This window comes from Paraburkholderia podalyriae (assembly GCF_014397785.1).
Classification (GTDB): domain Bacteria; phylum Pseudomonadota; class Gammaproteobacteria; order Burkholderiales; family Burkholderiaceae; genus Paraburkholderia; species Paraburkholderia podalyriae.
The window spans coordinates 46,395-72,289 of record NZ_VZQQ01000037.1 but is presented as its reverse complement, the minus strand read 5'-3'; the positions used below and the strand labels follow the sequence as shown (position 1 = coordinate 72,289).

General features: G+C 63.1%; 17 protein-coding genes. 9 read left to right on the top strand and 8 right to left on the bottom strand.

All coding sequences use genetic code 11. From position 1 onward, the window contains the following. The first annotated feature begins 162 nt into the window (after positions 1-162). The 8 genes from F6X42_RS30030 to F6X42_RS29995 all read left to right on the top strand — a co-directional run bounded on the left by F6X42_RS30030 (position 163) and on the right by F6X42_RS29995 (position 14,162). A complete protein-coding gene (locus tag F6X42_RS30030) occupies positions 163-645 on the top strand; it encodes an Hcp family type VI secretion system effector (protein WP_187637669.1) in 483 nt (160 codons plus the stop codon). A gap of 142 nt (positions 646-787) precedes the next feature. Continuing rightward, the gene (gene tssJ / locus F6X42_RS30025; RefSeq protein ID WP_187637668.1) at positions 788-1,333 is read left to right on the top strand and encodes a type VI secretion system lipoprotein TssJ; all 546 of its coding nucleotides are present in this window, start codon (positions 788-790) and stop codon (positions 1,331-1,333) included. 5 nt (positions 1,334-1,338) lie between these two features. After that, the gene (gene tssK / locus F6X42_RS30020) at positions 1,339-2,688 is read left to right on the top strand and encodes a type VI secretion system baseplate subunit TssK (RefSeq protein ID WP_187637667.1); all 1,350 of its coding nucleotides are present in this window, start codon (positions 1,339-1,341) and stop codon (positions 2,686-2,688) included. After that, positions 2,685-4,019: a type VI secretion system protein TssL, long form gene (gene tssL, locus F6X42_RS30015; protein WP_187637666.1), complete on the top strand. Its 1,335-nt coding sequence runs from the start codon at positions 2,685-2,687 to the stop codon at positions 4,017-4,019. Before tssK ends, tssL begins: the two co-directional genes overlap by 4 nt. 13 nt (positions 4,020-4,032) lie before the next feature. Then, positions 4,033-8,001, top strand: coding sequence for a type VI secretion system membrane subunit TssM (gene tssM / locus F6X42_RS30010; RefSeq protein ID WP_187637665.1), 3,969 nt, complete (start codon positions 4,033-4,035; stop codon positions 7,999-8,001). A gap of 32 nt (positions 8,002-8,033) precedes the next feature. Continuing rightward, entirely contained in the window at positions 8,034-10,349 is a 2,316-nt protein-coding gene (locus F6X42_RS30005) for a type VI secretion system Vgr family protein (protein ID WP_246530279.1), read from the top strand. Between the two features lie 85 nt (positions 10,350-10,434). Then, positions 10,435-10,701 (top strand): PAAR domain-containing protein, encoded by a 267-nt coding sequence (locus F6X42_RS30000; RefSeq protein ID WP_187637664.1) that lies wholly within the window; start codon positions 10,435-10,437, stop codon positions 10,699-10,701. 26 nt (positions 10,702-10,727) lie between these two features. Next, positions 10,728-14,162 carry an RHS repeat-associated core domain-containing protein gene (locus F6X42_RS29995; protein WP_187637663.1) on the top strand — a complete coding sequence of 1,145 codons (3,435 nt, stop codon included), beginning with the start codon at positions 10,728-10,730 and terminating at the stop codon, positions 14,160-14,162. Here F6X42_RS29995 and F6X42_RS29990 read toward each other — a convergent pair. The 8 genes from F6X42_RS29990 to F6X42_RS29955 form a co-directional block, all read right to left on the bottom strand. Then, on the bottom strand, positions 14,067-15,470 hold the full coding sequence (locus tag F6X42_RS29990; protein WP_187637662.1) for a GlcNAc-transferase family protein: 1,404 nt from the start codon (positions 15,468-15,470) through the stop codon (positions 14,067-14,069). The genes F6X42_RS29995 and F6X42_RS29990 overlap by 96 nt on opposite strands. Before the next feature lie 40 nt (positions 15,471-15,510). Further along, the gene (locus tag F6X42_RS29985; protein ID WP_187637661.1) at positions 15,511-16,521 is read right to left on the bottom strand and encodes a fimbrial protein; all 1,011 of its coding nucleotides are present in this window, start codon (positions 16,519-16,521) and stop codon (positions 15,511-15,513) included. Between the two features lie 72 nt (positions 16,522-16,593). Then, entirely contained in the window at positions 16,594-17,673 is a 1,080-nt protein-coding gene (locus F6X42_RS29980; RefSeq protein WP_187637660.1) for a type VI secretion system protein TssA, read from the bottom strand. After that, positions 17,670-18,737, bottom strand: a complete 1,068-nt coding sequence (gene tssG, locus F6X42_RS29975) for a type VI secretion system baseplate subunit TssG (protein WP_187637659.1) — start codon at positions 18,735-18,737, stop codon at positions 17,670-17,672. The genes F6X42_RS29980 and tssG overlap by 4 nt, the downstream gene beginning before the upstream one ends. Positions 18,738-18,739: 2 nt before the next feature. After that, the gene (gene tssF, locus F6X42_RS29970) at positions 18,740-20,620 is read right to left on the bottom strand and encodes a type VI secretion system baseplate subunit TssF (RefSeq protein WP_187637658.1); all 1,881 of its coding nucleotides are present in this window, start codon (positions 20,618-20,620) and stop codon (positions 18,740-18,742) included. Position 20,621: 1 nt separating this feature from the next. Next, positions 20,622-21,140, bottom strand: a complete 519-nt coding sequence (gene tssE, locus F6X42_RS29965) for a type VI secretion system baseplate subunit TssE (protein WP_187637657.1) — start codon at positions 21,138-21,140, stop codon at positions 20,622-20,624. Then, positions 21,137-21,979 carry a type VI secretion system accessory protein TagJ gene (locus tag F6X42_RS29960; protein WP_187637656.1) on the bottom strand — a complete coding sequence of 281 codons (843 nt, stop codon included), beginning with the start codon at positions 21,977-21,979 and terminating at the stop codon, positions 21,137-21,139. The genes tssE and F6X42_RS29960 overlap by 4 nt, the downstream gene beginning before the upstream one ends. Continuing rightward, the gene (locus F6X42_RS29955) at positions 21,963-22,658 is read right to left on the bottom strand and encodes a TagK domain-containing protein (protein WP_187637655.1); all 696 of its coding nucleotides are present in this window, start codon (positions 22,656-22,658) and stop codon (positions 21,963-21,965) included. The genes F6X42_RS29960 and F6X42_RS29955 overlap by 17 nt, the downstream gene beginning before the upstream one ends. 538 nt (positions 22,659-23,196) lie before the next feature. Here F6X42_RS29955 and tssH point away from each other — a divergent pair. Next, entirely contained in the window at positions 23,197-25,890 is a 2,694-nt protein-coding gene (gene tssH, locus F6X42_RS29950; protein WP_187637654.1) for a type VI secretion system ATPase TssH, read from the top strand. Positions 25,891-25,895: the final 5 nt, after the last annotated feature.

Genomic DNA, 25,895 nt, shown 5'->3' with positions numbered 1-25,895 from the left:
AGCCGACCGCGTGCTACGCATGCATTTCATTCGCCATTCGAGGTGTTCGAACGTATGCTCGCAACCGCTTCCATAACTTCAGCTTCCGTTCATTAACCCGCTGTTGCGCTTCACCTTTGAAACCGCCACCCTTAAAACTAATCTGTATCAAGGAATACTTTCATGGCGCAAGACATCTTTCTCAAGATCAACGGTATCGATGGTGAATCGGCAGACGCTAACCACAAGGACGAAATCGATGTTCTCAGCTGGGCGTGGGGCGTCACGCAGCAATCGAATATGCACGTTGGTTCTGGCGGTGGTGCCGGTCGAGCAACGGTCGAAGATTTCACGTTCGAGCATTTCATCGATCGTGCAACTCCCAATCTGACGCAATACTGCCTGACCGGCAAGCATATCGACGAAGCGAGGCTCGTCGTGCGTAAAGCCGGCGGTAATCCGCTCGAATACATCAAGTTCACGATGAACGACGTGCTGGTCACCTCGGTAAATCCCTCCGGTGTCAGCGACAGCGAATCGCGCCCGCACGAAAAAGTGTGTCTGTCATTTTCCCGCCTCAAACAGGAATACGTGGTGCAAAACGCGCAAGGCGGTAGTGGTGGTGCGATCACCGCAACGTTCGATATCAAGAAGAACAGCGCCTAAGTCGCATGTTTTCCTGAACCGTGCCCTCGCCGGCTTCATTCGGTGAGCAATGTCACGGTCGTTAGCCAGGATGCCTGGCTCGATGCAGGCATCCTGGTTAGTGTATTCAGGGCGACGTGCGGAATCTCCTTGATACCGTCAGATGGTTCCGAACTTATTTTCCCGCTTCGCGATATGGCTGCGTATCGGCGGCTGGCTGGCCCTAAGCGGGGCGAGTACCTGGCTGTCCGCTTGCGCGAGCACGCCCGCTCCCGTTGTCAAGGAGCAAACGAACCTCCGGCTACAAATCGCGGCAAACGGGAACGTCAATCCGAACGAGTGGGGAACGGCGGCGCCGATCCTCGTAAGGGTCTACGAACTGAAGGCTCCGACGGCGTTTGAAAACGCCGATTTTTTCACGCTGCAAAGCGACGACAGAAAAGTCCTTGGCGACGACGCGCTGGTCGTCGACGAATTCGTTCTGCGTCCCGGCGACACACGTGAGATCGTCCGCAAGTCGAACCGTGCCAGCACTGCAATTGGTGTACTGGCTGGCTACCGGGATCTCGGGAAATCGGTCTGGCGCGCGGTTTACCGGTTGCCGGTCACGCCCGACGCTGCGTGGTACAGGATGGCCCTTCCAGACAAGGAACAGAAGCTGGCGATCCAGCTTGACCAGCGCACTGTTTCGATTTCAAAGTCAGACTAATTTCAATGAGTTGGTATAGCAAGGTTGTTTGGAGCGAGGGACTTTTCCTGCGCCCGCAGTTGTTTCAGCAGCAGGAGCGATATTTCGAGTCGTTCGCGCATCGTCGGAGCGCGCCGTTGAGCCCATTTTTCTGGGGCTTCAGCCGTTATGAGATCGATCAGGAGTCGCTCGCGTTCGGCAAGCTGGTGTTCAAGAGCGGACTTGGCGTGTTTCCTGACGGTACGCCGTTCGAAGTGCCAGGCCTAACGCCGCCCCCGCCACCGCTGACGGTCGGACCGGAGCATCAGGACCAGGTGATTTACCTGGCGGTCCCGCTTCGCTTGCCCAACACCGAGGAAACCGCCTTCACCGAGCAGAGTGGATCGCTGGCCCGTCACCATGCTTACGACACGGATCTGCGTGACAGCAACGCGATCGGTCAAGGTCCAAAGCCCGTCCAACTCTCGAATTTGCGCTTGCGGCTGTTGCCTGAAAAAGAGCTTACGCAGTCGTGGATCGGCCTTGCACTGACGCGTGTGAAGGCGCTGCACGCTGACGGCGCCGTGTCGCTGCACAGTACCGACCATATTCCTCCGGTGACCGGTTACGGCGCGAATCCATTGCTGCGCGAATGGGCGATGCAGCTGCATGGCCTCGCGCGATTACGCGCCGACGCGCTCGCCGCCCGTCTGTCAGGTACCGATGGCCGCACGGGCGCGGCGGCCGAAGTGGCCGACTATCTGCTGCTTCAGGTGCTCAATCGCTATGAGCCGCTGCTCGAGCATGTTTGCCAACTCGAGGAGACCGCACCGGTGAATCTGTATCGCGAACTCGCGCTTTTTGCCGGCGAGCTTTCAACCTTCGTGCGTCCGCAATCGCGGCGTCCGCGACCGGCTCCGGGCTATGACCATGCGCAGCTCTACCGCAGTATCAGGCCGCTCGTCGAGGAGGTTCACCAGCTGTTGAACCAGGTGTTGGTTCGCGGTGCACAGCCCATCGCGCTTACGGAGCAGGCACACGGCATCCGTACCGCCGCGATGCTGCCGAACGAACTGGCAGGCTATTCGAGCCTCGTGCTCGCGGTGGGCGCGCAGATGCCTTCCGAATTGCTGCAGCAGCAGTTCCTTGCCCAAACGAAGATCAGTCATCCGCAGCGCTTGCCGGAACTGATCCGTTCGCATCTGCCGGGTCTGACTATGGCGGCGCTGCCGGTTCCGCCGCGCCAGATTCCGTTCAACTCGGGCTTTATCTATTTCGAACTGTCGCGTACCGGACCGTTCTGGGAACAGATTGCGCGCCACGGAGGGCTTGCCATGCATATCGCTGGACAGTTCCCGGAACTCAAGCTTGAACTGTGGGGCGTGCGTCAAAAATGAGTACAGGTGCATACGGGGATGGCGGCTTCGACTTTCTGTTGGACCCAGGCAACTCCGCTTCTGGCCAGAGCCAGCCGTCTGCATTTCCCGCTGGCCGGCCCCCGGCCGCGAGTGTCGCCAGTCCGGAACCGGTCGTCGATGCGGCCGCGTTCGATCCGCCGGAAGCAGTGCAGACGCGTCTCGAGCGCATGAAGACGGTGCGCAATCCAATGTGTGAAGCCGCGCAGCCGTTATTGCGCATGCTGGCGGACATGCCGGCTTCGCTCGAGTCGCTTGCCGAGGTCGCGAGCTTGCGCTCGCTGCTGGTGCGTGAGGTCGTGGCATTCCAGAAAGTCTGCGACAAGGCGAGTCTGCCGTGGAAGCACGTGGCGGCGGTTCGCTACGCACTGTGCACCGCGCTCGACGAAGCGGCCAACCGCACGCGTTGGGGGAGCGCTGGAATTTGGGCCGCGCACGGCCTGCTGCTCACGTTCGAGGGAGAGGTGGACGGTGGCGAGAAGTTCTTCCTGCTGATCGGCCGCATGGCGACCGACCCCCAGGAGTACATCGACGTCCTCGAGGTGCTGTATCGCATTCTCAGCCTTGGATTCGAAGGGCGCTATAGCGTTGCCGCGGACGGTCTTCGTCATCTGGAGCAGATCCGGCAGCGGCTGCTGACGCTTGTCAGCGGCACGCGGGACACGATGCGGCTCGAACTGTCGCCGCATTGGCGCGGCGAGGAGCCAGGCAGCATGCGGCTGCTGAAAAGCGTGCCGGTCTGGGCCACGGCGGGCGTGGCTGCGTTGTGCGTGTTCTCGCTGTTCGCCTGGTACCAGTATCGGCTTCTGGCGCAAAGCAATGCGCTCGAAGCGAAGATTCTCGCAATCGGACAGCCGATCAAGGGCGCGGCGCCGGTCGTCCACGAGCGCCTGCGCCTGTCGATCCTGCTGAAGGATGAGATTGCCCGCGGCCAGGTCTCCGTCGAAGAGGACGAGCGCAGCAGCCGGGTCGTGTTTCGTGGCGATGACATGTTCCTTCCGGGGCAAATCCGCATTCGGCCGGAATTGGGTCCGGTATTGACGAAGGTTGCGCAGGAGGTCGCGCGGGTCGGCGGCAATGTCACGGTAACCGGACACACGGACAACCAGCCGATTCGCACGGCAGAGTTTCCCGACAACCGGGTGCTATCGGAAAAGCGCGCCGCGTTCGTCGCCGACGTATTGAAGGCGCACGGCATGCCCGCCAATCGCATCGTGTCCGTTGGCAACAGCGATACCCAACCTGTCGCGGACAACTCTACAGCGGAAGGTCGTTCCCGCAATCGACGCGTGGAAGTCTTCGTCACGCAATAACGGGAAAGCCTTGATGTCTTATTTGAACCGTTTATCGAAACTCGTGTTCACGCGCCAGACGCTGGTGATCGCGGCGATCCTCGTCGCGGCTGTGGCCGTCTGGTTCGTCGGACCGCTGGTTGCGTTTGGCGACTATCGCCCGCTCGACAGCATGCTCTCGCGCATGCTGTCGAGCGTCGTGCTGTTGTTGTTGCTGCTGTTCTGGCTGCTCGGCTGGTCGCCGGGTGCCATCGGCGTCGCGTTGCTGTGTGTCGCGCTCTGGTATTTCGGACCGGTACTCGCATTCGGCGAAATACATCCGCTCGGCACGACGTGGTCCCGCGTGCTGCTGATCTCGGTGCTGCTCGCCTGCTACGCAATCTACGGGCTGTATCGCCTGTGGCGTGCAGTGCGCAGCGACGACGTACTGCTGCAGCGCGTGCTGAACCCGTTCACGAAGAAGCCGGCCGCGCTGCCTGTCGCGCGAGACGAAATGCGTGCGCTTCACTCGGTCGTCGCGAAGGCTATCGACAAGCTCAAACGTATGCGCGGGGGGCCGGCGGGGCTGCGTCGTTTGCTCGAAAGCCAGCGCTATCTGTACGAACTGCCGTGGTACATGGTGGTGGGTTCGCCAGGGGCAGGCAAGACGACGTTGATTCTGAACTCGGGTCTGGATTTTCCGGAGGCGGACCAGATGGTCGCGGCGTCGCTGAGAGGCCGCATCGAAACGCTGAACTGCGACTGGTGGTTCGCGAACGAGGCGGTGCTGATCGATACCGCCGGCCGTTATACGGTTCAGGACGCGGCGTCGCAACAGGCCGCGAAAGTCGATATCAAACCGTCGGACCTGAAGAGCGCGAACGAGGCCGAGTGGCGCGGCTTTCTTGGGCTGCTTCGTAAGCGGCGCCCGCGCGCGCCGATCAACGGCGCGTTGCTGACCGTGTCCGTCGAAGAATTGCTGACGGGCCCGGCTTCCGAGCGCAAGGCGCTCGCTGCGTCGATGCGCGCACGGCTTGGAGAGATGTGCCAGCAGTTCGGGATTCGTTTTCCCGTCTACGTGCTCGTCACGAAGCTCGATCTGCTGCCCGGTTTCGGCGCGTATTTCCAGTCGTTGACGGCGGAAAGCCGCGCGCAAATTCTGGGCTTCACACTGCCTTATCAGGAGCAGGCGGAAGAGCACGGCCGCGACGCCCTGCGCCTGAACTGCGCGGCCGAAATGCGTGAACTGGAGCAGGGACTCGAAGACGGCATCAACACGCGGCTGCAAGAGGTGTACGAAGTCGATCTGCGCAAGAAGCTGTATGCGTTGCCGTCTGAATTCCGTGGCCTGTGCGCGGAACTCAACGAATTGCTCGCGCTGGTGTTTCTCGATTCGAAATACGACGACACGGAATTGAACAGCACGCTGCGCGGCGTCTATTTCACGAGCGCGGCGCAGACTCACGAAGCCGTGCCGGCTGACCGCACCACAATATTGCAGCGGCTGCGTCGCGGGCTTGCGGGTTGGGTCGGTGCCGCGTCGAAGACGGTCTCGCCGTCCTCCGGCGGCGACGCTGCGCCTACCGGCTATCGTGGCTATTTCCTACGCAATCTATTCCAGCGCGTGATTCTGGCCGAAGCGCATCTGGTGCGGCCGAACCTGTACTGGAACATCCGCTTCCGCGCGTTGCGTCTTACGGGGCATTTGCTCGCGATCGTCGTGGCGGTGTGGCTGATCGGTGCGCTCGTCGTGAGCTTTGGCAATAACCGCGAGTATCTTGCCACGATCGATGACAAGGCCAATGGGCTCGCCGCGCGTGTGTTGCCGCAGCGCAAGGCTCGGAAGCCCGGGGCGATGGGACCGATACTGTCAGCGTCGCGTGAGCTGCCTCAGTTCCAGGGCATGGACCTCGACAGTCCCGGTCTCGCATGGCGCTACGGCCTCTACACGGCGCCCGCGATCAGCAACGCAGCCGGCCAGACCTACAACAATCTGCTGAAACAGATGCTGCTGCCGCAAGTCGTCGGCCGGCTCGAAACGGTGCTCGACACGCAAATCGGCGCACAGGACGCAGACGGCGTTTATCGCACGCTGTCGGTCTACCTGATGCTGTTCGATCTCTCGCACTACGACGCGAAAGCGATCAAGGCATGGGTACTCGGCGACTGGGAGCACGCCAATAGCGTCGCACCGCTCGGTGAGCGCAACGTGATGGCGCGACACCTCGACGCGCTGCTGGCCGACGGCGATCCCGCGGTGCCGGCAAAACCGGTGAATACGCAGCTGGTGCGTCGCGCGCGCGAGTTCCTTGGCCGCAACCCGGCGTCCGGGAGGCTCTACGAACGTGCAATGAACGCCATGTCCGCCGAGGCGCCCGAGAACGTCACGTTGCTGAGCGCCGCGGGCCCGCAAGCCACTACCGTGTTCATGCTGGCCGACGGCTCGACGCTCGCGCGAGGTATCCCGGGTCTCTATACCTACGACGGGTATCACGCGGTTTTTAACAAGCGCCTGCCGGAATTTCTCGAGCAGGCGCAAACACAGGACGCGTGGGTGATGGGCGAGGCCGATGCATCGGCGCGGCGGCGGCAGATGGCAAACGGCAACGTGCTGCGCAAGGACAGGCTCGCCGACGATATCCGTCGCCAGTACTTGACCGACTACGGCAATTACTGGACCCAGTTTCTGGATGACGTGAGACCGGTGTCGGGCAGCGACGGCACGTTGGCGCCCGATCTGCGGACGCTGCGCACGCTCGCTGCGCCGGATTCGCCGCTGGCGAGACTCGTGCGAACGGCCGCGCGCGAGACGTCGCTGTCGGTCACTGAGGGCGCGGACGATCCGTCCCCCGCCGGGAGTGCCATGAATGTGATCATGCGTCGCTCACAGGTGGCGCGCGCGGCGAGCGCCGTGGCCGCGGCCGCAACGATCGGTCAGCTCGCGCAGCAGAAGATGGAACGTGAATGGGTCGACAGACGGTTCGCCGCGCTGCGTGAAGTCGTGACCGGCCAGGCCGATGGCGCGAGCGCACTGCCCGGCGGCAGCGGCGTGCTACAGCTGGGCGGCATCATCGGGCTGATCAACCAGCAGTACACACATCTGATGACGGCCGGCGACGTGCTCGCCACCAATAGCATGCCGCCCACGGATGATCTCGGCTCCACGATGCAGCTCGAGGCGCAGAAGCTTCCGCCGCCGTTTCGTGCCGTGCTCGTGGGCCTCGCGTCGCAGTCGATGCGCAAGGTGGACCGCAATGTCGGATCCCTGCTCACGATGCAGGTCGAATCGAGCGTTGGGGCGCAATGCCGCCGTGCTGTCGAAGGCAAATATCCGTTCGCCGCGAGCTCCCAGGAAGTCGACATCGACGATTTCGACCGTGTGTTCGCGGCCGGCGGGCTGCTCGACGACTTCTTCCACAAGACGCTCGCCAGCCGTGTCGATACGAGCATGCGGCCTTGGCGCTATCGGCCGGTCAGTCCCGGCATGCCGCCCATGCAGGGACCGAGCCTCGAACCGTTCGAGCGCGCCGCGGCGATCCGCCAGACGTTTTTCCGCGATCCTGGCGCGACCCGGATGTCGTGGAGCGCGGGCCTCAAGGTCGTGTCGCTAGCCCCCGAGATCACCGATCTGCTGATCGACATCGACGGACAAAATCTGCGCTATGCGCACGGTCCGGTCACGACGTTCCCGATCACGTGGCCGGGGCCGCGCGGCGGTTCGATGGCCGGCCTCACCGCGAATCCGCGCGTGCGTCCCGACACGTCGACCCTCATCAGCGATGGTCCGTGGGCGCTCTTCCGTCTGATCGACCGGGGCCGCGTGACGGCGACGCTGTCGGCGAGCCGCTCGGCGGTGGATTTCAATTTCGACGACCGGCACGCGGTAATCGAACTGACATCGGGCGGACAGTCGGGCCCGCAACTCACGGCATTGCTGAGGGATTTTCGTTGTCCCGGCAGTGAAAAAAGCATGGCAAGGCGAGCGGACGCGTCGGCCGGTTCCGCATCCGCCGCCGCGCTGTAGCGCCTTTTCGAAACGGAGAATGAGAGGAGTGCATGTCAAATAATCCCTTGAACGCAATAAGTATGCAGCGCCGCGCAGTGACTGTATCCAGCGCGGCGATACCGCAGTGGCCTGGTCAGACCGCGAATGGACTGACGCAGCCGGCGCTGGAGTTCATGTCACTGAAAGGCGGCGAGTATCTCGGCCAGCTATTCGAATACGAACTGCTGTTGCGCACGCCCGACGATTACACAGTGCCGCTTGCCGTCAGTGCCAACATCGACCTGAAGGCGCTGCTAGGCAAGGAAATGACCGTCGCGATCGACCTCGAGCCGCCTGTCGACCCGAGCGCCGGTACCGAAGCAGGTCAGCGGGAACTCACCGGGCTCGTCGTTGCCGCGCAATACCTGCGTCGCGAGGGCCGCTACAACGTCTATCGCGTCGTGCTGAAACCCTGGCTGTGGCTGGCGACGCTGACGACCGACTACAAGATTTTCCAGAACAAGACGGTCATCGAGATCATCGACGAGGTTCTGAAGGACTATCCGTACCCGGTCGAAAGGCGTCTCGACTTGAGCCGCTATGCGCTCGACGGCGAAAGTCCGACCAACGACCCGCGCGCGTTCCAGGTCCAGTACGGCGAGACCGACTACGACTTCATTCATCGCTTGATGGAAGAGTGGGGCATCTACTGGTTTTTCGAGCATGCCGACGGCAAACACCGGCTCGTGTTGTGCGATCAGATTGGCGCGCACCGCCAGTCGCCGCACCCCTCATACCGGGCGCTGGCGTTCCAACCGCAGGACGGCAAGACCGACACGGAATACCTCAGCGCGTTTTCGACGGCCGAAGTCTTGTGCACGGGTCACTATGTGACGAGCGACTTCGACTTCACGCGTTCGCGCGCCGACATGCGGGCGATCAATCAGCAGCCGCGCGACACCAGCTGGAACCTGCTCGAGCGCTACGACTGGCCGGGCGATTACACCGACAGCAGACATGGCGAGCTGCTCGCGCGCACGCGCATGGAAGCGCTGCGCGCGCCGGCCATGCGAGCAAAAGGCGAAGGTAACGTGCGCGGACTCGCGTGCGGGCAGACGTTCGTGTTGACCAACTACGACTATACGGCCGCGAACTGCGAATACCTGATCATCGGTACGGAACTCGAACTGACCGGTACGCCGGACGAATCGGGTAGCGGTTACGAGTACACATGCAGCAACAAGTTCGACGCGCAGCCGACGAGCGAAGTGTTCAGATTGCCGCAACAGACACCGAAGCCGACCGTCAGCGGGCCGCAGTCGGCTGTTGTCGTGGGTCCCGAGGGCAAGGAACTGTGGACCGACGAATTCGGTCGCGTGAAGGTCCGCTTCGCCTGGGACCGTTACGGCCGAAACGTCGAGACCGACTCCTGCTGGGTCCGTGTGAGCCAGGCTTGGGCGGGTCAGGGTTTCGGGGGCATCTACATTCCGCGCATCGGGCAGGAAGTCATCATCGATTTCTGGAATGGCGATCCGGATCGTCCGCTGATCACCGGCAGCCTGTACAACACGGCGACGCGTCCACCTTATGACTTGCCAGGCAACGCGACGCAGAGCGGTTTCATGAGCCGGTCGATGGAAGGGGGCTTGCAGAACTACAACAGCATCCGTTTCGAGGACAAGGCAGGTGCCGAGGAATTCACGGTGCAGGCGGAACGGGACATGAACCGCCTGACGAAGGTCAACGAATCGCACGTGGTCGGTGCCGATTACACGATCGGCGTGGCCGCCGCGCACAGCATGACTGTCGGCGCCGCGTCCAGCACGATCGTTGGCGGCAAGTACTCGGTCAGGGTCAAGCATGCCGCTTTCTATTCCGTCGGTCTTGCGCAGTCGACGAATATCGGGGGCGCGGAGACTATCGCGGTTGGCGGACTGTCCACGTTGACGGTGGGCGGAGCGCGTACCGTTACGGTCGGTGGCGCGTCTACGCACGCGGTCGGTGGGGCCTATTCGTTGTCCGCCGGCGGCGTACTGTCTATCGTGTGCGGCAAGTCGTCGCTGACCATGACCAAGGATGGTGAGATCAAGCTGATCGGTAAGAAAATCCGTATCCAGGGTGAAGAGCGTGTGGTGGTAAAGGGTATGCCGTTGGAACTCAACCCTTCCGATGCGGAAAAGGGCAATGCGACCACAGTGCCTGTTCCGGTCGTGATACTTGATCCATCGGATGTTCCGTGCATAGTTGTGCCCGATCCGTGCAAGCCGATCGTGGTGCCGCCGCCGTCGGATGAAGTACCGCCGCCGTCGGATGAGGCGCCGGAGCCGTCGGATGAGGCACCGCAGCCATCGGACGAGGAACCGCCGTCAACCGGCCAGGACGCGTAACAGCGCACCTCGCGATCCCGTGCGTCGCCGAATGCGTTAGCGCATATTCGCGCACGGGCTTCCTGTTCTATTGAGAATATCGATCATGTATGCAGTGGTTCGCAAAGGCGATCCGATCGCCGATGGTGGTTCGGTCACCAGTGGCTCGCCATCGGTCTTCGTCAATGGAATACCGGCTGGGCTCGTCGGCATCAGTTCCGTGGTGTGCTCGCTTCACCCGTCCGCGCAATCGCTGGTTGTCGGTTCGGGCTCGGTATTCATCAACGACGTGCCGGCGGCAATAGTCGGCGGCTCGATTTCGTGTGGCTCGGCGCTGTCCGTCGGCTCGCCGGACGTGCTGATCGGCGAGTGACGGCGAGTGACGGCGAGGATGCTCGAGTGACGACTGGAATCGATGGAATAGGCGGGGAACTGGTCAGGCTGCCCGGCGTCGTGTTGCCGCTCGCGAGTGCCGGACCGCTGCTCGACCGTTGCGAGCGGCTTGGCGACGTGGTCGACCGGTATCGGGTGCGTCGCGCGCTGTCGGGCATTCTGTGCGCCTCCGTCGATGTGATAAGCGGCAGCAAGATCTGTCTGCCCGCCGACGAAACCGACTTCGCGCTGCGCGGACGACTTCCGCTCGAATGGTCGCGCTGCTATTCGAGCAACCAGCACGCGCTCGGGCTGCTCGGCGTCGGCTGGCGCATGAGGTGGGAAATCACGCTGCGCAAGCTGGACGATCAACTCGTCTACACCGACGAATTCGGCAGCACGCTCAGCGTGCCGTTTCCGGCGCGCGGGTCGCAAGTGATCGTGTCGTCCGCGCAATTGCACATCGCGCATCTGAGCGACGGACGACTGGTCGTTGCGGATATGACGCCGCACTACCGCGTGTTCGGCGAGTTCGACGCGAACGGGATAGCCCGGCTCAAGTATGTCGAAGATCTGCGCAAGCAGCGGATCGGTTTGATCTGGGATGCCGACGGGCGCTTGCTGCGCGTGCGCGGCACCTGCGGTCACGAGTTGCGGATGCACTACGAGGCGCGGATGGGCGTGCGTCTGGTTGCCGTCGAATGCGTCCACGGTGGTCCGACCGGTGCGTTGGTCCAGTACGGCTACAGTCCGCATGGGGAGCTGACGGAAGTGCGCAACCGCGTCGGTGAACTCGTGCGCCGCTTTGCGTACCGCGAAGGACGGGTCGTCGAGGAGGCCGACGCACTCGGGATGGCAACGCACTACGTGTGGCAATCGATCGGGGGCGCGGCGCGGGTAGTTCAACGCGTCACGTCCGAAGGCGCGCGCGAGCGCTTTGCCTACGACGTCGATAGCCGGACCAGTGCGGTCAGCGACGTCTTCGGCAACGACGCGAGCTGGCAATACGACGAGCAGGGCCGCGTGCTATCGCACACGGACTTCGACGGCCGACGCTATCGCTTCAGCTATGGCGACGCTGCCGCGCCGCTCACCATGCAACTGCCCGGCGAGCGCATCGTTAGACTCGAATACGACATGCTCGGACGGATCGAATGCGAAACGGACCCGCGAGGCGAAACCCGCTCGACGCACTATGCGCTTGCGTCGCGCGAGCCCGTATCGGTCGCGCTGAGCGATGGGCGCACGTGGATGTGGGTGCGCAACGATCGTTTGCAGCCGGTGCACTGTCAGGCGCCGTGCGGAGAAATCGCGCGCCTTGAATACGATGCCGATGGCGATGTCGTGCGTTCGACGGACGCGCAGGATATCGCGACCGTCTACACGCGCAATGCCTGGGGCCAAGTGGCACGGCGCACGGGAGCAGGCGGAAGCACGACCGCGTACGAGTACGACGTCGATGGCCATGTCATCAGCGTGACCGACGCGCTCGGCGCCGTCACGCGAGTCGAGCGCGATGGTCTCGGTCGGCCGTTGACGGTGACGCGTCCGGACGGCCGGACCGAGCGTCATGTGTGGAACGCCGCGGGTCAGCGAACTTCGTTCGTCGGTCCCAGTGGTCGCAGTCGGCACTGGTATCGGGATCGGCGCGGCAAGATCGTGCGGGCGATCGACGAGGAGGGTCACGTGATCGCGCATCAGTACGATGCGCATGGGCGTCTGGTTCGAGTCGAAAGCCCGAACGGCGCGGTGCGGTCGCTGCAGTGGGACGCGAGCGGTTGCCGGTCGATCACGGACGCGGACGGTGTCGAGCGCAGTTTCGACTACGAGGATGCCGGCCAGATCCGTTGCATCACGTGGAGAGCGGGCGCGCAACAGCGCCGCGAAACGTTCGACTACGACAACGCAGGCCGCCTGATCGGGCGCGAAACCACGCATAACCGCTATGCGTATCGCTATGGACCGCGTGGCCCGCTCGAGTGCGTGAGCCGCGCACCGACCCCGGAAGGCGAGTTGCTCGGCATCGGCACCGATGAAGTCCGCTTCGAACACGACGCCACTGGCCGTGTGGTCGCGGAGCATGGAGCAAACGGCACCGTGCGTTATACGTACGACGCCGTTGGTCGCCTCGTCGCGACGCAACTGCCGCAGGGGCAGCAGGTGCGCACACGCCGCTTCGAATCCGGCGATATCGCGTTCGTCGAACTGGATGAGCGGCGAATTGCGCGGTTCTGGTATGACGCGATGCGACGCCAGATTGCGCGCACGCAAGGCCGGTTGCGCACGCATACGGGTTATTCGCCGCTCGGACTGCCCGTGTGGTGGCGCTCGGTAACGGGATCTGACGTGGACACGCCGGGCGCCGCGACAGAACATGTGATCGAATTGTGGCGCGAAGCCAATTACAGTCCCGCTGACGTCATCGTCAGAACGGATGGCGGAGCTGGCGGCCAGACGTGGTTCGACTATGACCGGCGCGGCTGCCTGCTGCGGTGCGTGTCGGATCAGCTGGACATCGAGTATTTCACGTGGGACGCGGCAAGCAATCTGCTCGATGCGCCCGGCGGAAACTGGTTTCCGGCCGTCTATCCGGATCATCGGCTGCGGGAATGCCGCGGCCATCGCTACGAGTACGACGCGTGGGGACAACTGGTGCGCAGAAGCGGCGGCGACCCTATGCTGTCGCTCGATTGGGATGCGGAGGGGCGCGTCATTGCCGCGCATCGCAAGGACTGCACGGTGCGCTATCGGTACGATGCAATCGGTCGACGTACCGCGACGCTTGTCGAACCGGCTTCGCCGCGTCGAGCGCCGCAACCATCGACCCCTGTGCAGGATGAGGTCACGCGCTATCTGTGGCAGGGATTCAGAGTGATCCAGGAGCAGAGCGCAGTGGCACTTCGCACGTACCTGTATCAACCCGAGCCGGACCGGTCGACCGGCTTCGCGCCGCTCGCTTGCGTGGATCAGACGCTCGCGGACGATGGGACGATAGAAGACACGCAGGTCTATCACTACCACACCGACGTCGCCGGTACGGCCGTCGCGCTAACCGACGAAACCGGGCGGGCCGTGTGGCAGCAGCGTTATCGTGCGTGGGGCAATCTCGTTGCGCCGGAGTGGGGAAATACTGACGCTTTGACGCAGCGGCTCCGCTACGCCGGCCAGTATGCGGACGATGAAACCACGCTGTATTACAACGGTGCGCGTTTCTACGATCCTCACTCGGGACGCTATATCAGCCCGGATCGCACCGGTGATGGTGGCGTCAGTCCGTATCGCTACGCGCCGAATCCGCTGACGTGGTGCAACCCTCTCGGCCGCGCGGCGCCGGAATCATTCCCGCACGTTGCGGGTGCGGACGCGTCATGCATCGATGGTGCGCTGAATCCGACTCAGAACATTGCCGGCACGGTCGAACAATTCCACGACGAAACAGGCTGGGATCTGCTCAAGTTCTGATTCGAACGTCTCGTGGAAGTCGAGCCAGTCGCTATTCCGGTGTTGGGAGAGCCGGCCGGCGTCGATGTTTTTGCGGCACAGCTCAGTGTCGCCGTTGTCGCAGATGACGACGACGGCGGACGTGGCGGCCGACAAGGGGTGCTCGATGCCGGGAATGACCGCATGTTTGTCGACACTAGTCCGATGTACGCACACGCGCACGTCGTTCGCGCGCAACAGCGAGGCTTTCCATGTCGCTTCGCTGACAGCCTGTGCGCCCGGAACTGGCACCTCGTCATTGAGTACGGACTCTTGGATACCGCGCAATGCAAAGCTGATGCCTGCGTACGCTTCGTAATCGGCTAGCGTGCGTTCGGCGCCGAGTCCATACTTGCCGAAATCTCCTTGCGCCAGCGTCTCTCCGTCGACGCCGAGCAGCGCACGATTGCGCTGAAAAGAGCGTTGGTTGCGCTCGTTCCAGGGCTCCTCGATATCACCCCGTTCCTTGGCCTCCTGAGTATGGTCGTTCCAGATCTTGGCGCGATACGAGCGCTTGTATTCGTGCCAGGCGATCAGCCGGTGCGGACAGTACAGGTCATAGCCGTGGGTGAACGCGCGGACGGCGATCGAAATCTCCTCGCCGAGAAAGAAGTAATGCGGATCGTGTTGGACGGCTTCGACAAAATGGCCGTCGGCGAATGCGAAGTGTGCGCTGAAGAAGCGCGTACGGACAGGGCGGGTGCGCGTCCTCCAGTCGCTGAGCTTCTTCGAGCGAAACACCACCACCCCGTCTGTGTTGAAGCTCGAGTAAGCCAACATTCTTGGCTCATCGCTCTTTCGAGCGTCGTGATTCTCGGGGTCGAACATCGGAAGATAGGTGGTCAGCACCGGTTTTGGGCTTTCGTCGCGCAATGATTCCAGCATGTCGATCACGAGCATGTCCCAGCCGTCGACGAAACGGTGATGCGAATCGAGCTGCAGCGTATAGCGCTCCCCGCCATAGCGCTGCTGGAGCAGGTTACGGGCCCAGCATGCACCTTGCGACATCATGTGCGGCACGTCGATGAGCTCGATTTTCGCGCCGCCATAACTGAGATGCTGGATGCTCCAGCTGTCGGTCTGTTCCGTCCGCCATTTACCAAAGCCCTGTTGCCAGAACCAGCCTATCGGTTCGTCAGACGCATGCTGCCAACACACGACGATGCGTAGCAAATCCGGCTTTCTTGCGTGATGGATGAAATCAAGCAACGTGGGAATCAACTGCGGATCGCGATAACTTGCGATTTGCACGAAGATTGAATTCGGCCGTGTGACGGATGAATCGGTCATACAGATTGCTTGTGGAACGCGTCCGTCATGGATAGTCGGCTTACAGGATGGTCATTGTGATCGTTGCGCTCGCCTGGATCCTGCCCGCCGTTGGGGCCGCAGTTCCCACGCGCAGCACCTTGGCTTCGAGCTCGAACGGCGATTGCATCGCGCCCCGCGGGGTGTGGACAACGGTGCTGGTCGGATCGTTGGGCCTAAAAATTGTGTTGGTTGGAACGTCCCGCAAACGAATCGCGAGATGCGTGGCGCCGGTGTTCTTCAACATGCTGCTATCGTCTGTATCAGGTGTTCCGGAAAGTACGGCAGTGATCGAAGCCGGTGGCGTGGGACCGGTGCAGAGCACCGTAAAATCGACTGGCTGGGTAGGGCCGTTTGTGGTCGACACATCGGCTGGGCCGAACGTGCCGAAATCGATATTCAGTGTGCTGGCGTTGACCGAGCAGCTCGGAAGAACCTTGACGTTGATGCCGCCGCCTGTGATGGTCACGACCTGACTGCCGTCACCGTCGGCAATGCCGGTTCCGAGGGTATTGAACATCACGTCGACATTGCTCGCGATGTCACCCGATTTGACCAGTTCAACCTTGAATTGGGAGCCAATGCCGAAGCGACCGTAGATGACCTGGTTAGGCTCGCCGGCGGTAAATGACGGCGTAAACGGAAGTGGCGAATTCGTGCCGCTCGCACGAAGATAGGTCACACGAAAACCGATTCCAGGGACGTTGGTGTTGTAGACACCCGACACGACGGACGGGGTTGCGTTGAAATAGCCGATTGTTACCGTGCCGCCGTTGAGGCAGTCAGCGAAGTTCGCATAGGTGGCGTACGCCGGCGACAAGCCCGTGGCGATCACCGTGCCGACCGGTAATCCCGGATCGATCGATACCGAGCTTTGCTGGAACGGTATGTTGACCGCTAATGGATGTCCCGCCATGTAGCCTTGAGACAGCAGTTCGGCAATCTGCGAAGGCTTCAACTGGGTGCAGGTGGCAAACGCGAAATGGGGTATCGCGAAGCAAACGAGGATAAAAAATTGAATGAGTCTTTTCATTGGAAGTTGTTGGTTGAGCGGCGGACTAAATGGGCTGACAGCGGAAAAAGTGGCACATGCGTGCACGCTGCCTCAACTGTCGATCTCGTCCCATTTAGCGAGTAAATCGGCGGGAATGATATGGGCGAGTTCCGAAAACCGTTTGCCCACCATCCTTTCCGATTGGCGCAGCAAAACAATGACGGGGCTACTCGGTTCGTTTTGCTCGAACCACATGCGGGTTTCCTGAATGGCTGCGAGCGCGCTCCAGCGATCCATTGGAGAAGGCGCGGCAGCTATTGGTACGTCGGCCGGCACGTCGGCCGGCGCGTCGGACCGCGGTAGCGTTGCCGCAGCGACGGCAGGCGGCGCCGATCCGGGCACCGTGTCGTCGTCCGGCTCCCTGACCGCTCGGGCGGCTGCCGGCACGGACGCGCCGCCGCCGTACACCTGATTTTGCGTGAATGGCTGCAGCGCTCGGCACAACGGGCCGAGATCGGGTGCATCGACACCGAGCGTCTCATCGCACCATGAGGCAATGCGCTGCGTCAGACACTGCGCTTCGACCAGTGCGGCAAGCGTCGTATCGCGCCGGCCCCACCATTCCTTTAGCATCCGGACGACGGATTCAGGGGCGAGCGCGTCTTTCTGGTGCGGTGTCGCGAATGATTTTTCGATGTCGCGCACATGCAGTTGCAGCCCCGCCGCCCTCGGCATCGGGATGTCGCGCGCATCGGCCAGCGCGCCATCCGGATCGACGAGTCCGCCCACCGCGTTCGCGAACATCGCCGGGTCGCGTTTGCCTTCGATCACGGGCAGCGGGTGGAGCGCTTCGCCATAGCATTCGAACATCGCCATCAGGAAAGCCAGGCCGTCGCGCAGGCCGGCCGCGCCGTCGAGCCGGGTTCGGCAACGCAGCAGGATCACCGCGAGGCGGATGTCTTTCGTGCGAAGCAGCAGCGCGCGGCAATCGCGTTCGATTTCGGCCCAATTGGCCGGTGGCGGCACGTCGACGAAGTCGCCGTATTGCGCCTCGGCGCGTGGGGCCGCGGCGGCCTCCAGCATCACGAAAGCAGGATCGTATTCGAGATCGGGACCGCAACGCATGTCGGCCGAGACCGGTTCGAGCAGGTCGGCGAAGCGCAGCATGGCGGCGGGCGTGTTGGCGTTCATGCGAAGGAACTCCGGGGTTGGCCGTTGCACTGTTCAGGTTCGAAAACCATGCCGACGACCGGCAGGTCGTCGGGGGAATCACCGAGCCACGTCGAGTAGCCGAGCCTCTGCGACGTGCCGATGCAGGCGGCTGGCGCCGCACGCGGTTTGACGAGCAGCTTGACCTCCCACACGTATTCATGGCCGACGAAGGCCCGCACCCATTCGACGAACGTCGGCAGGTCCTCGCCGTGCGGCGTGAGGCGCAGATACTGATCGAGGTCGAGCGGACCGACGACGAGCCGGAACTTGTGCTGCCGGTCGGGGATTGCCTCGCCGAGCTGCGCGCCTTCACCGATGATCGCCGCGGGCCCCGGCACGCCGAGTTTCGTATGTTCGGATGCGGACAGATGGATCCAGTGCGGCACGAATTCTTCGATGGTCATCGGCGCGCCGAAGTAATGCGAGAGCGTCGCCGCGATGCCGTGCGGAGTGCGCGCCTCGCGCACGAGGTGCGCCGCCGCGCCGTAACGCGAGTGCGTGGGCAGACAGGACTGCTTCGCCTCGGCCGGATCGACGCCGATCAGACTGGCGACGTAGAACGAAAACGTTTCGTCACTGGCACGGTCGAGCGACGCGGTGGCTTGCCCTGACGCCCACGCGCGGTAAAACTGCGACAGCGCGCGGTGATGGAAGAGATCGACGAGCCCGACCAGCGCATGATCCTGGTGGCTTTCCACACGACTGTGAGCCAGCTCTGTCATATGCAATGGCAGCGGCCCATGCGGCCCCCACAGGCCGAGTCCGAATAGCCGCACATCAAGGCGGCCGTCTCGCGTGCCGAGCGACGCGATTTCGCGCGGCGCAAAGGCCAGTGTGGGTTGCTGGCCGATCCGGAACGGCTCCTGTTGCGGCAGACTGGCCGTGCCCGGCAACGGCATCAACGGATCGCGCGCGGCGATCGCGCGCAGTAGGCTCAGGAAGCCGGACTGCCAAGGCGTGTCGGGATCGAACCACGCGTCGAGCGATTGCGGATCGAGCGATGATCGCGTTGGCGCGAAGACGCTCACAAGCGACGCATCCATGCTCATACCGCTCCGCGTCCGCCCATGCGTGGCCGCCATTGGGTGATCAGCCCACGCTGCATCGAACGGAGGTCGGTTTCCGTGAACACGTTGATCGACACGTGACGCGCGAGGTAATGCTCGAGCACGAGTCCGAACAGATACGGGCTGATGCCCGAAAAGCCGGTTTCATCGACCGTCAGTTCGCAGCGCACGCCACGCCCATAGACGAGCAGGCCGTCGCCCGGCAGACGCCGGACCACCGGTTCGGTGCGTGCGCCGACGAGCGCCTCGATCTGCCGTGCCTGGTCGTGTTCGCCCGGGGCGACGAAGAGTCCGAGCATGTTGCGCAGCGCCTGGCCGCCATCGCCGTGATCGAGTTCGGCGAGCGGCATGTAATTGAAGCTCAGCTGCCGGATCAGACGCCACGCCGTTTCACCGCTCGCGTAGGGCGCCCGAGGCGCGCTCGGGGCATGCACGAGGCGCACGCCCTCGATCGGCACGGAGTCCGACATCGTGAGGTCGGTTTTGCCGTTACGCGGGATCAGGCGCGGCAGGTCACGGTTCGTGACCCACGCTTCGACCGACAGGTAGCGGATGTCGTCGGCGTACGGCGCCTCCGCCTGATCGACGAGCGACACGTAGACCTCGGTGCCGATATACGGCGTGCGGGTGCCGTACTTGCGTGCATTGGCCGACAGCGTGCGCTGTTCGCGGCGCACCGAAAAATAGCGGCCGTGGTTGCCCACGTCGCTGTGCAGCGTCTGATAGAGCGGATTGAATTGGACTTCGAGCGATGTTTGCGCTCGCTGACCGAATACGCGCGACACCGAAAAGATCTCGTAGTCGAGCGGCCGCGTGCGGTCGGCGAGCAGATGAAAATCGGTTTGCGCGCGATTGATTTCGACGCGGTCGGTGCGCTTGCGAAACAGGTTGATGACCGGCGTACAGAACAGCAGGAAACGCGATGCGTCGACGTGCGTGGCCAGCTCTTCCGGCAGACGGTCGAGCAGCACAACGATCTCGGCTTCCTTGCTGTCCACGCGCGCAATACCCGCCGCAAGTTGCGTCAGCGCGAAGAAATAGAAGCGCTGGCGACACGCGAAGTATTCTTGCAGCAGGTTGTGGCCGTGAAACGTATTCCACGTGAGCGGCAGCAGGCCCTGGTTCGCTTGCAGACCTTCAAATTCGACCGGTGTTTTCGCGACCACGTGCCCTTCGTCCCTCGATGCGCCGTACGCGCGCACGACGGAAGCGACGCTACCGGCATGGATCAGCTCGAACAGATGCGAAGCGATACGTTCGTCGCCGCCGATGTAAATGGGTAGCCGGTCGAAGTTCGTCATCTGGTTGAACTTTACTTCGCCGGTTGTGCGCAGGCGCAGCCGTAACGCGCCGCGCAATTGCATGTGCGGCAACAGATGGCGATCGGTGTCGGGGATATCAGGCGGCACCGCGGTGAGCCGCGCTTCAGCGATCTCGATCGGCCATAGCGTGACGTCCTGGCTGCTGCGGAATTCGCACGTGGTTTGCTCGCCGGGCGGGATGGCCGAGCGCAGCATGCTATGCCGGGGCACCTGCAGCCCTTTCGTGAAATCGCCTTCACGCAGGCTGGGACGCAGTTGCGCGACCGTCATCGATGGCGTGGGCGCGACGTAGTTCGGATAGACCACTTCGAGCAGACGCTGCGTAAAGCGTGGAAACTCGGCGTCGAGTTTGATCTGTGTGCGCGCCGACATGAAGCAGAACGCCTCGATGAGCCGCTCCACATAGGGATCGGCAACCTCGATGCCCTCCATGCCAAGGCGCCGCGCGATTTTCGGGTGGTGCGCGGCGAACTCGCCGGCCATTTCCCGCATGTACGTCAGTTCGCGGCTGTAGTAGTCGAGAAATTGTGGATCCATGTCAATTTCCCTTGCCGGAGTCCAGCTCGAACGTGACGTGATTCATTTCGATGTCGAATGCGCTCTGGATGCGAAATTCCAGCGGATAGGGCGACCAGCACATGAGGCCGTGAATCTCGAACATCAGCTGGTTGTAGCGGACTGGGTCCTTGCTATTGAGCGGCCGGATGCGCAGCGACTCGGGAATCAGACGCGGCTCGAAGCGGACGATCGCGGTGCGGACCATCTTCTCGACGGTTTCCCAGTTGCGACTGGCCAGGTAGCTTCCGGACAACGCGGGAAGACCGTAATTGACGACCGACGCGGCCAGCATCGGGTAGCGCGCCATGTCGATCTCGTCGTCCAGGTTCGTCGTGTTGAGCAGCAGGCTCAGGTCACGCTGGATGATGCGGCGCATGCCTTCGCTGTTGGGCGCATAGGTGTCCGGCCGCTCACTACGCCGCGCGGGCGCATCGTCGAGCAGGCGGTCGATCAGCGACGGCATGTAGGCTTGACGGTGTCGCGCGTTGGACGTGTTCATACCCGCTCGTCGTGATCGTGACTGAACCGGCATTCGCCGAGGTCGAGCAGGCCGACGTCACCCTTGTCGGTACTCCAGGTTTTCTGGCCGAGCGCGATCACGCCGGTTTCGCCGACGTCTTTCCAGCTCGTTTCGCGCGAGAGCCTGGTGGCCGGGGGGCCGCTTTCCGAGCCGGGATAGCGCACCGGCAGGTAGCCGCGCAAGACGGTCGCGTCGCGTAGGCCCACGACGGCCGAGCGCCAGACGAGGTCGGTCAGCGCGGTGACCGGACCGAGCGTCAGCGATTTCATCGAGTCGAACGGTACCCAGCGATAACCGCCGGCAACGGTCAGCTCACACACGGGACCCAGCCGGCTATCGCTGTCGGTCAGCCATTCGAATTCGCCGATCTGCGTGCTTTCGCCGCGCGTGGCCGGCGCGGCCTCCAACGCGGCGCCGCGCAGTTTGTCGGCCGCGGCGAGGTTGCCCTCGCCGAGCCTGGCGTTGGCTTGCAGCAGCGATTTCACCCACTCTGGCAGCGGATCGATCTCGCCCGGCGTGCGCTGACCCGCGAACACCTCGGTGCGAAACATCTCGCCGCGAATCAGCCCGCGATACATCTGGGCGCGCGACGTGCGTTCCGGTTCGAGCGTGGCCCACGTCTGCAACTGCCGTAGCGCGCGTTGCCATTCGCCGTCGACGCACAACAGTTCGAACAGCAGCCAGCGTTCGCGCACGTTCGACGGATGCTTGCGCACGTTCTCAATGGTTTGCGCCTTGAGTTCGCCATAGGTCTGCGCGTCGAGCAGGCTATGAAGTGTCGCAGTACCGGACTCGGGCAGGTCAGTGGTTCTCGTCATCTGGAAATTCAGGCTCTTCGTATTCGATCGATTCAGGCATGGCCATGTGGCTGTCCACGCTGACCATGTGATGTTCTTCGCGCGTGAGCGGCGCGGTCGTGCTTGCGCGATGCCTGGGAAGGCCGCGCGGCGCGAGCAGCGCGAGGATCTCGTGGTTTTCGTCCGCCTTGAAAATCTGCTCGGCACCGAACGAGTCGAGGCTCTCGAGCAGCGTGTCGATGTTCTTTCCTTTCGTCAGCAGGTCGAATACCGACGATTCGCGATGCAAAGGATCGACAAGGCCGGCAAACGGATCATGCGGCGCCCCGATGATCGACTCGCGATGATCTTCTGGCTTCGCCTTGGGCTCGTGCGCGTTGCCGTTCTTCTGGCTCAGCAGCGCATGACGGTATTCGAGCTTGAGCGCGTCGAGCGGGTCCGCTTCGTCGATGTCTGCTGCCACAAGCATTGGCAGGCCGCCGTGTGCTCCGTCTGCAGGTGCGTGCGATTCGCGACGCCGCTGCAGCGGATCGTCATCGTGCTCGTCGGCGAGCGCGATGAGGTCGCTGAAGTCATCCGGCTTCCTCAGCACGGGCTCGATCCGGTCCGCGGGCGGATTCCCGCCCGACGGCAGTGCCGGGAGAGAGTCTTCGGACGCGCTCACTGCTTCGACAGGCGGATTCAGTAAATAGTCGGACATAGGCTGAAGGTCGGCATGCGCGCTCGGCTGGGCGCCAGACGAACGCGGCACGCCGGCGCGACTGTTTTCACCTGCGAAGCCTGTCTGGCTGGCGTCGCCCGTTTCCGACAGATCGTTTCGCGCAACAGCAAACGCGAGCCCGATAGATTGGATTGTCCGTGCGAACGTTTTGAGCGCGCCTGTTTCGACAGGCGAATGGTCCCAGCGAGCTTGATATCCACTCATGGCCTGACCGGCAGCCAACGGCGAATCAGATCTGCCTGGAAAACGTGCATTCGTTAAAAGCCTCTCTCGCCGCAGAAACAAATAAATCACCAGCGAAAAATGCGGACTGGCGCGTGGAAGATGTGAAGGCTACTTCGTGCACGTCGAGCGGAATATGGGCGACGGCCCAAATACAGGCGGCGATCGAACGGCTATGCTTTGTCGCTCGATCAGTCTGGCCTGCGGGCTTTGTCGGATGCCTGCGCGCAGCGCGCCGGACGTCAAGACAAAGCCGCGCCTTTTTGGTACAAACATCTTTACCTGCAACGTCATCATGTCCATTTCACGCCACGCGCTGTTCGGCAAGCTCGGCGCGACGCTCTTCAGGAGCATCGAATCCGCTACGGCCATTTCCAGGCTGCGCGGCAATCCGTATATCGAGCTCGTGCACTGGCTGCATCAGTTGTTCGCGCTGTCCGATAACGACCTGCACCGCATCGTCAGACATTGCGGCATCAGCCGCGAACTGCTCGAGCGGGACCTGCAGGCCGCGCTCGCCGCGCTGCCGTCGGGCGCGAGCGCGCTCACGGATTTTTCGCATCACGTCGAGACGGCGATCGAGCGCGCGTGGGTGGTCGCCACGCTGGCGTTCGGCGACCGTCGGATTCGCGGCGCATGGCTGATGGCGGCGCTGGTCGAGACGCCCGAGTTGCGGCGCTTGCTGCTGGCCATTTCGCCGGAGTTCGGGAAGATTGCGCTCGACGGTCTACACGACGCGTTGCCGGCGTGGATTGCAGGTTCCCCCGAAGCGGACGACACCGCCTACGACCAGAGCGACTTTTCGTCCGCCGTGCCGGGCGAGGCGTCCAGTGCGCTCGCAACGTCGGCGAAGGGCGCGGCACTCGCACAGTTCTGCGCGGATCTGACCGCGCGCGCGCGGGCCGGTGAAATCGATCCGGTGATTGGCCGCGAGGTCGAGATCCGCACGATGGTCGACGTGCTGTTGCGCCGGCGCCAGAACAATCCGCTGCTCACCGGCGACGCCGGGGTCGGCAAGACCGCGGTCGTCGAAGGGCTCGCGCGCGCGATCGCGGCCGGCGAAGTGCCGCCGAAACTCGCCGACTTGCGGCTATTGAGCCTCGACGTCGGTGCACTGCTTGCCGGCGCGAGCATGAAGGGCGAGTTCGAGGCCAGACTGAAGTCGGTCCTCGAGGAGGCGGCAAAGTCGCCGGCGCCGGTCGTGCTGTTCGTCGACGAGATTCACACGCTGATCGGCGCCGGCGGTCAGGCCGGCACCGGGGATGCGGCGAACCTGCTGAAACCGGCGCTTGCCCGCGGCACACTGCGCACGATCGGCGCGACCACGTGGGCTGAGTACAAGCGTCACATCGAGAAAGACCCGGCGCTTACGCGGCGCTTTCAGGTGCTGCAAATCGCCGAGCCCGAGGAACCATCCGCGATCGACATGGTGCGCGGACTCGCGCGCACACTCGCGAACCATCATGGCGTCGTGGTTCTCGACGAAGCGATTCGAGCGGCCGTCACACTGTCGCATCGCTATATTCCGTCGCGTCAATTACCGGACAAGGCGATCAGCCTGCTCGACACCGCCTGCGCGCGCGTCGCGCTGTCGCAGCATGCGCCGCCGCGCGAATTGCAGCGGATTCGCGAGCGCTTGCAAGCGGCGCGCGTCGAAGCCGAGTTGCTCGGTAACGAGGCCCGCATCGGCCTTGGCGGCGAGGCAGCGTTGGCCGACGTCAACGCCACGATCGCGACGCTCGAGCTCGAAGATTGTGTTGTCGAAGCCGCCTGGCAGGCCCAGTCCGATGCGGCGAAGGCGCTGGCGAGCGCGCGCGATGTCGTGAGCGAGCGCGCCGCCGAGGCCGGACCAGAAGCCGACGCGCCTGATAGCACGGCCACTTCGCTGCAGACATTGCGCGAGCTGGAGCGGACGCTATCGAAGCTGCAGGCGGACACGTCATTCGTGTTCCCGGAAGTCGGCGAAGCGATCGTCGCCGACATCGTCTCTGACTGGACCGGCATTCCAGTCGGACGCATGGTCACCGACGAGGTCAGCGCCGTTCAGGTGCTGCCCGCCACGCTTGCGGCGCGCGTGATCGGCCAGCACGACGCGTTGCAGCAGATCGGCGAGCGCGTGCAGACGGCGCGTGCCGGGCTCGCGGACCCGCGCAAGCCACTTGGCGTGTTCCTGCTCGCGGGGCCGTCGGGCGTCGGCAAGACCGAAACCTCTCTCGCATTGGCGGAGGCGCTCTATGGCGGCGAGCAGAACCTGATCACGATCAACATGAGTGAGTACCAGGAGGCGCACACAGTCTCGGGGCTCAAGGGCGCACCGCCTGGCTATGTCGGTTACGGCGAGGGCGGCGTGCTGACCGAAGCGGTGCGCCGACGTCCGTACTCGGTCGTGCTGCTCGACGAGATTGAAAAGGCGCACGGCGACGTGCACGAAATGTTCTACCAGGTGCTCGACAAGGGCTACATGGAAGACGGCGATGGGCGCTATATCGATTTCCGCAATACGACTATCCTGATGACCAGCAATGTCGGCTCCGAACTGACCGCGAGCCTATGCGCGGACGAAATGCTTGCGCCGGACATCGACGGTCTGCGCCTGGCGCTGTCGCCGGAATTGCTGAAGGTGTTTCCGGCTGCGTTCCTAGGGCGCGTCACGGTGGTGCCATATCGGCCGCTGGGATCGGATTCGCTAACGCGGATCGTGCGCTTGCATCTCGATCGGGTGGTTCGGCGCATGGTGGACAACAACCGTATCGTGCTCAGTTATGCGCCGGAGGTGGTCGACTACATCGTCGGGCGCTGCCTCGTGCAGGAGACTGGTGCGCGTCTTTTAATCGGCTTTATCGAGCAGCACGTGCTGCCGCGTCTCGCACGGCAGTGGCTCGATGCGATGGCGTCGAAAAGCGCCATCACGCATGTGACGATCGAGGTGACCGATCCAGCCGCGGCGCCTGCTGACGCGCTCGTGTTCCGGTCGTCCTGCCACGTGTAGTCGGC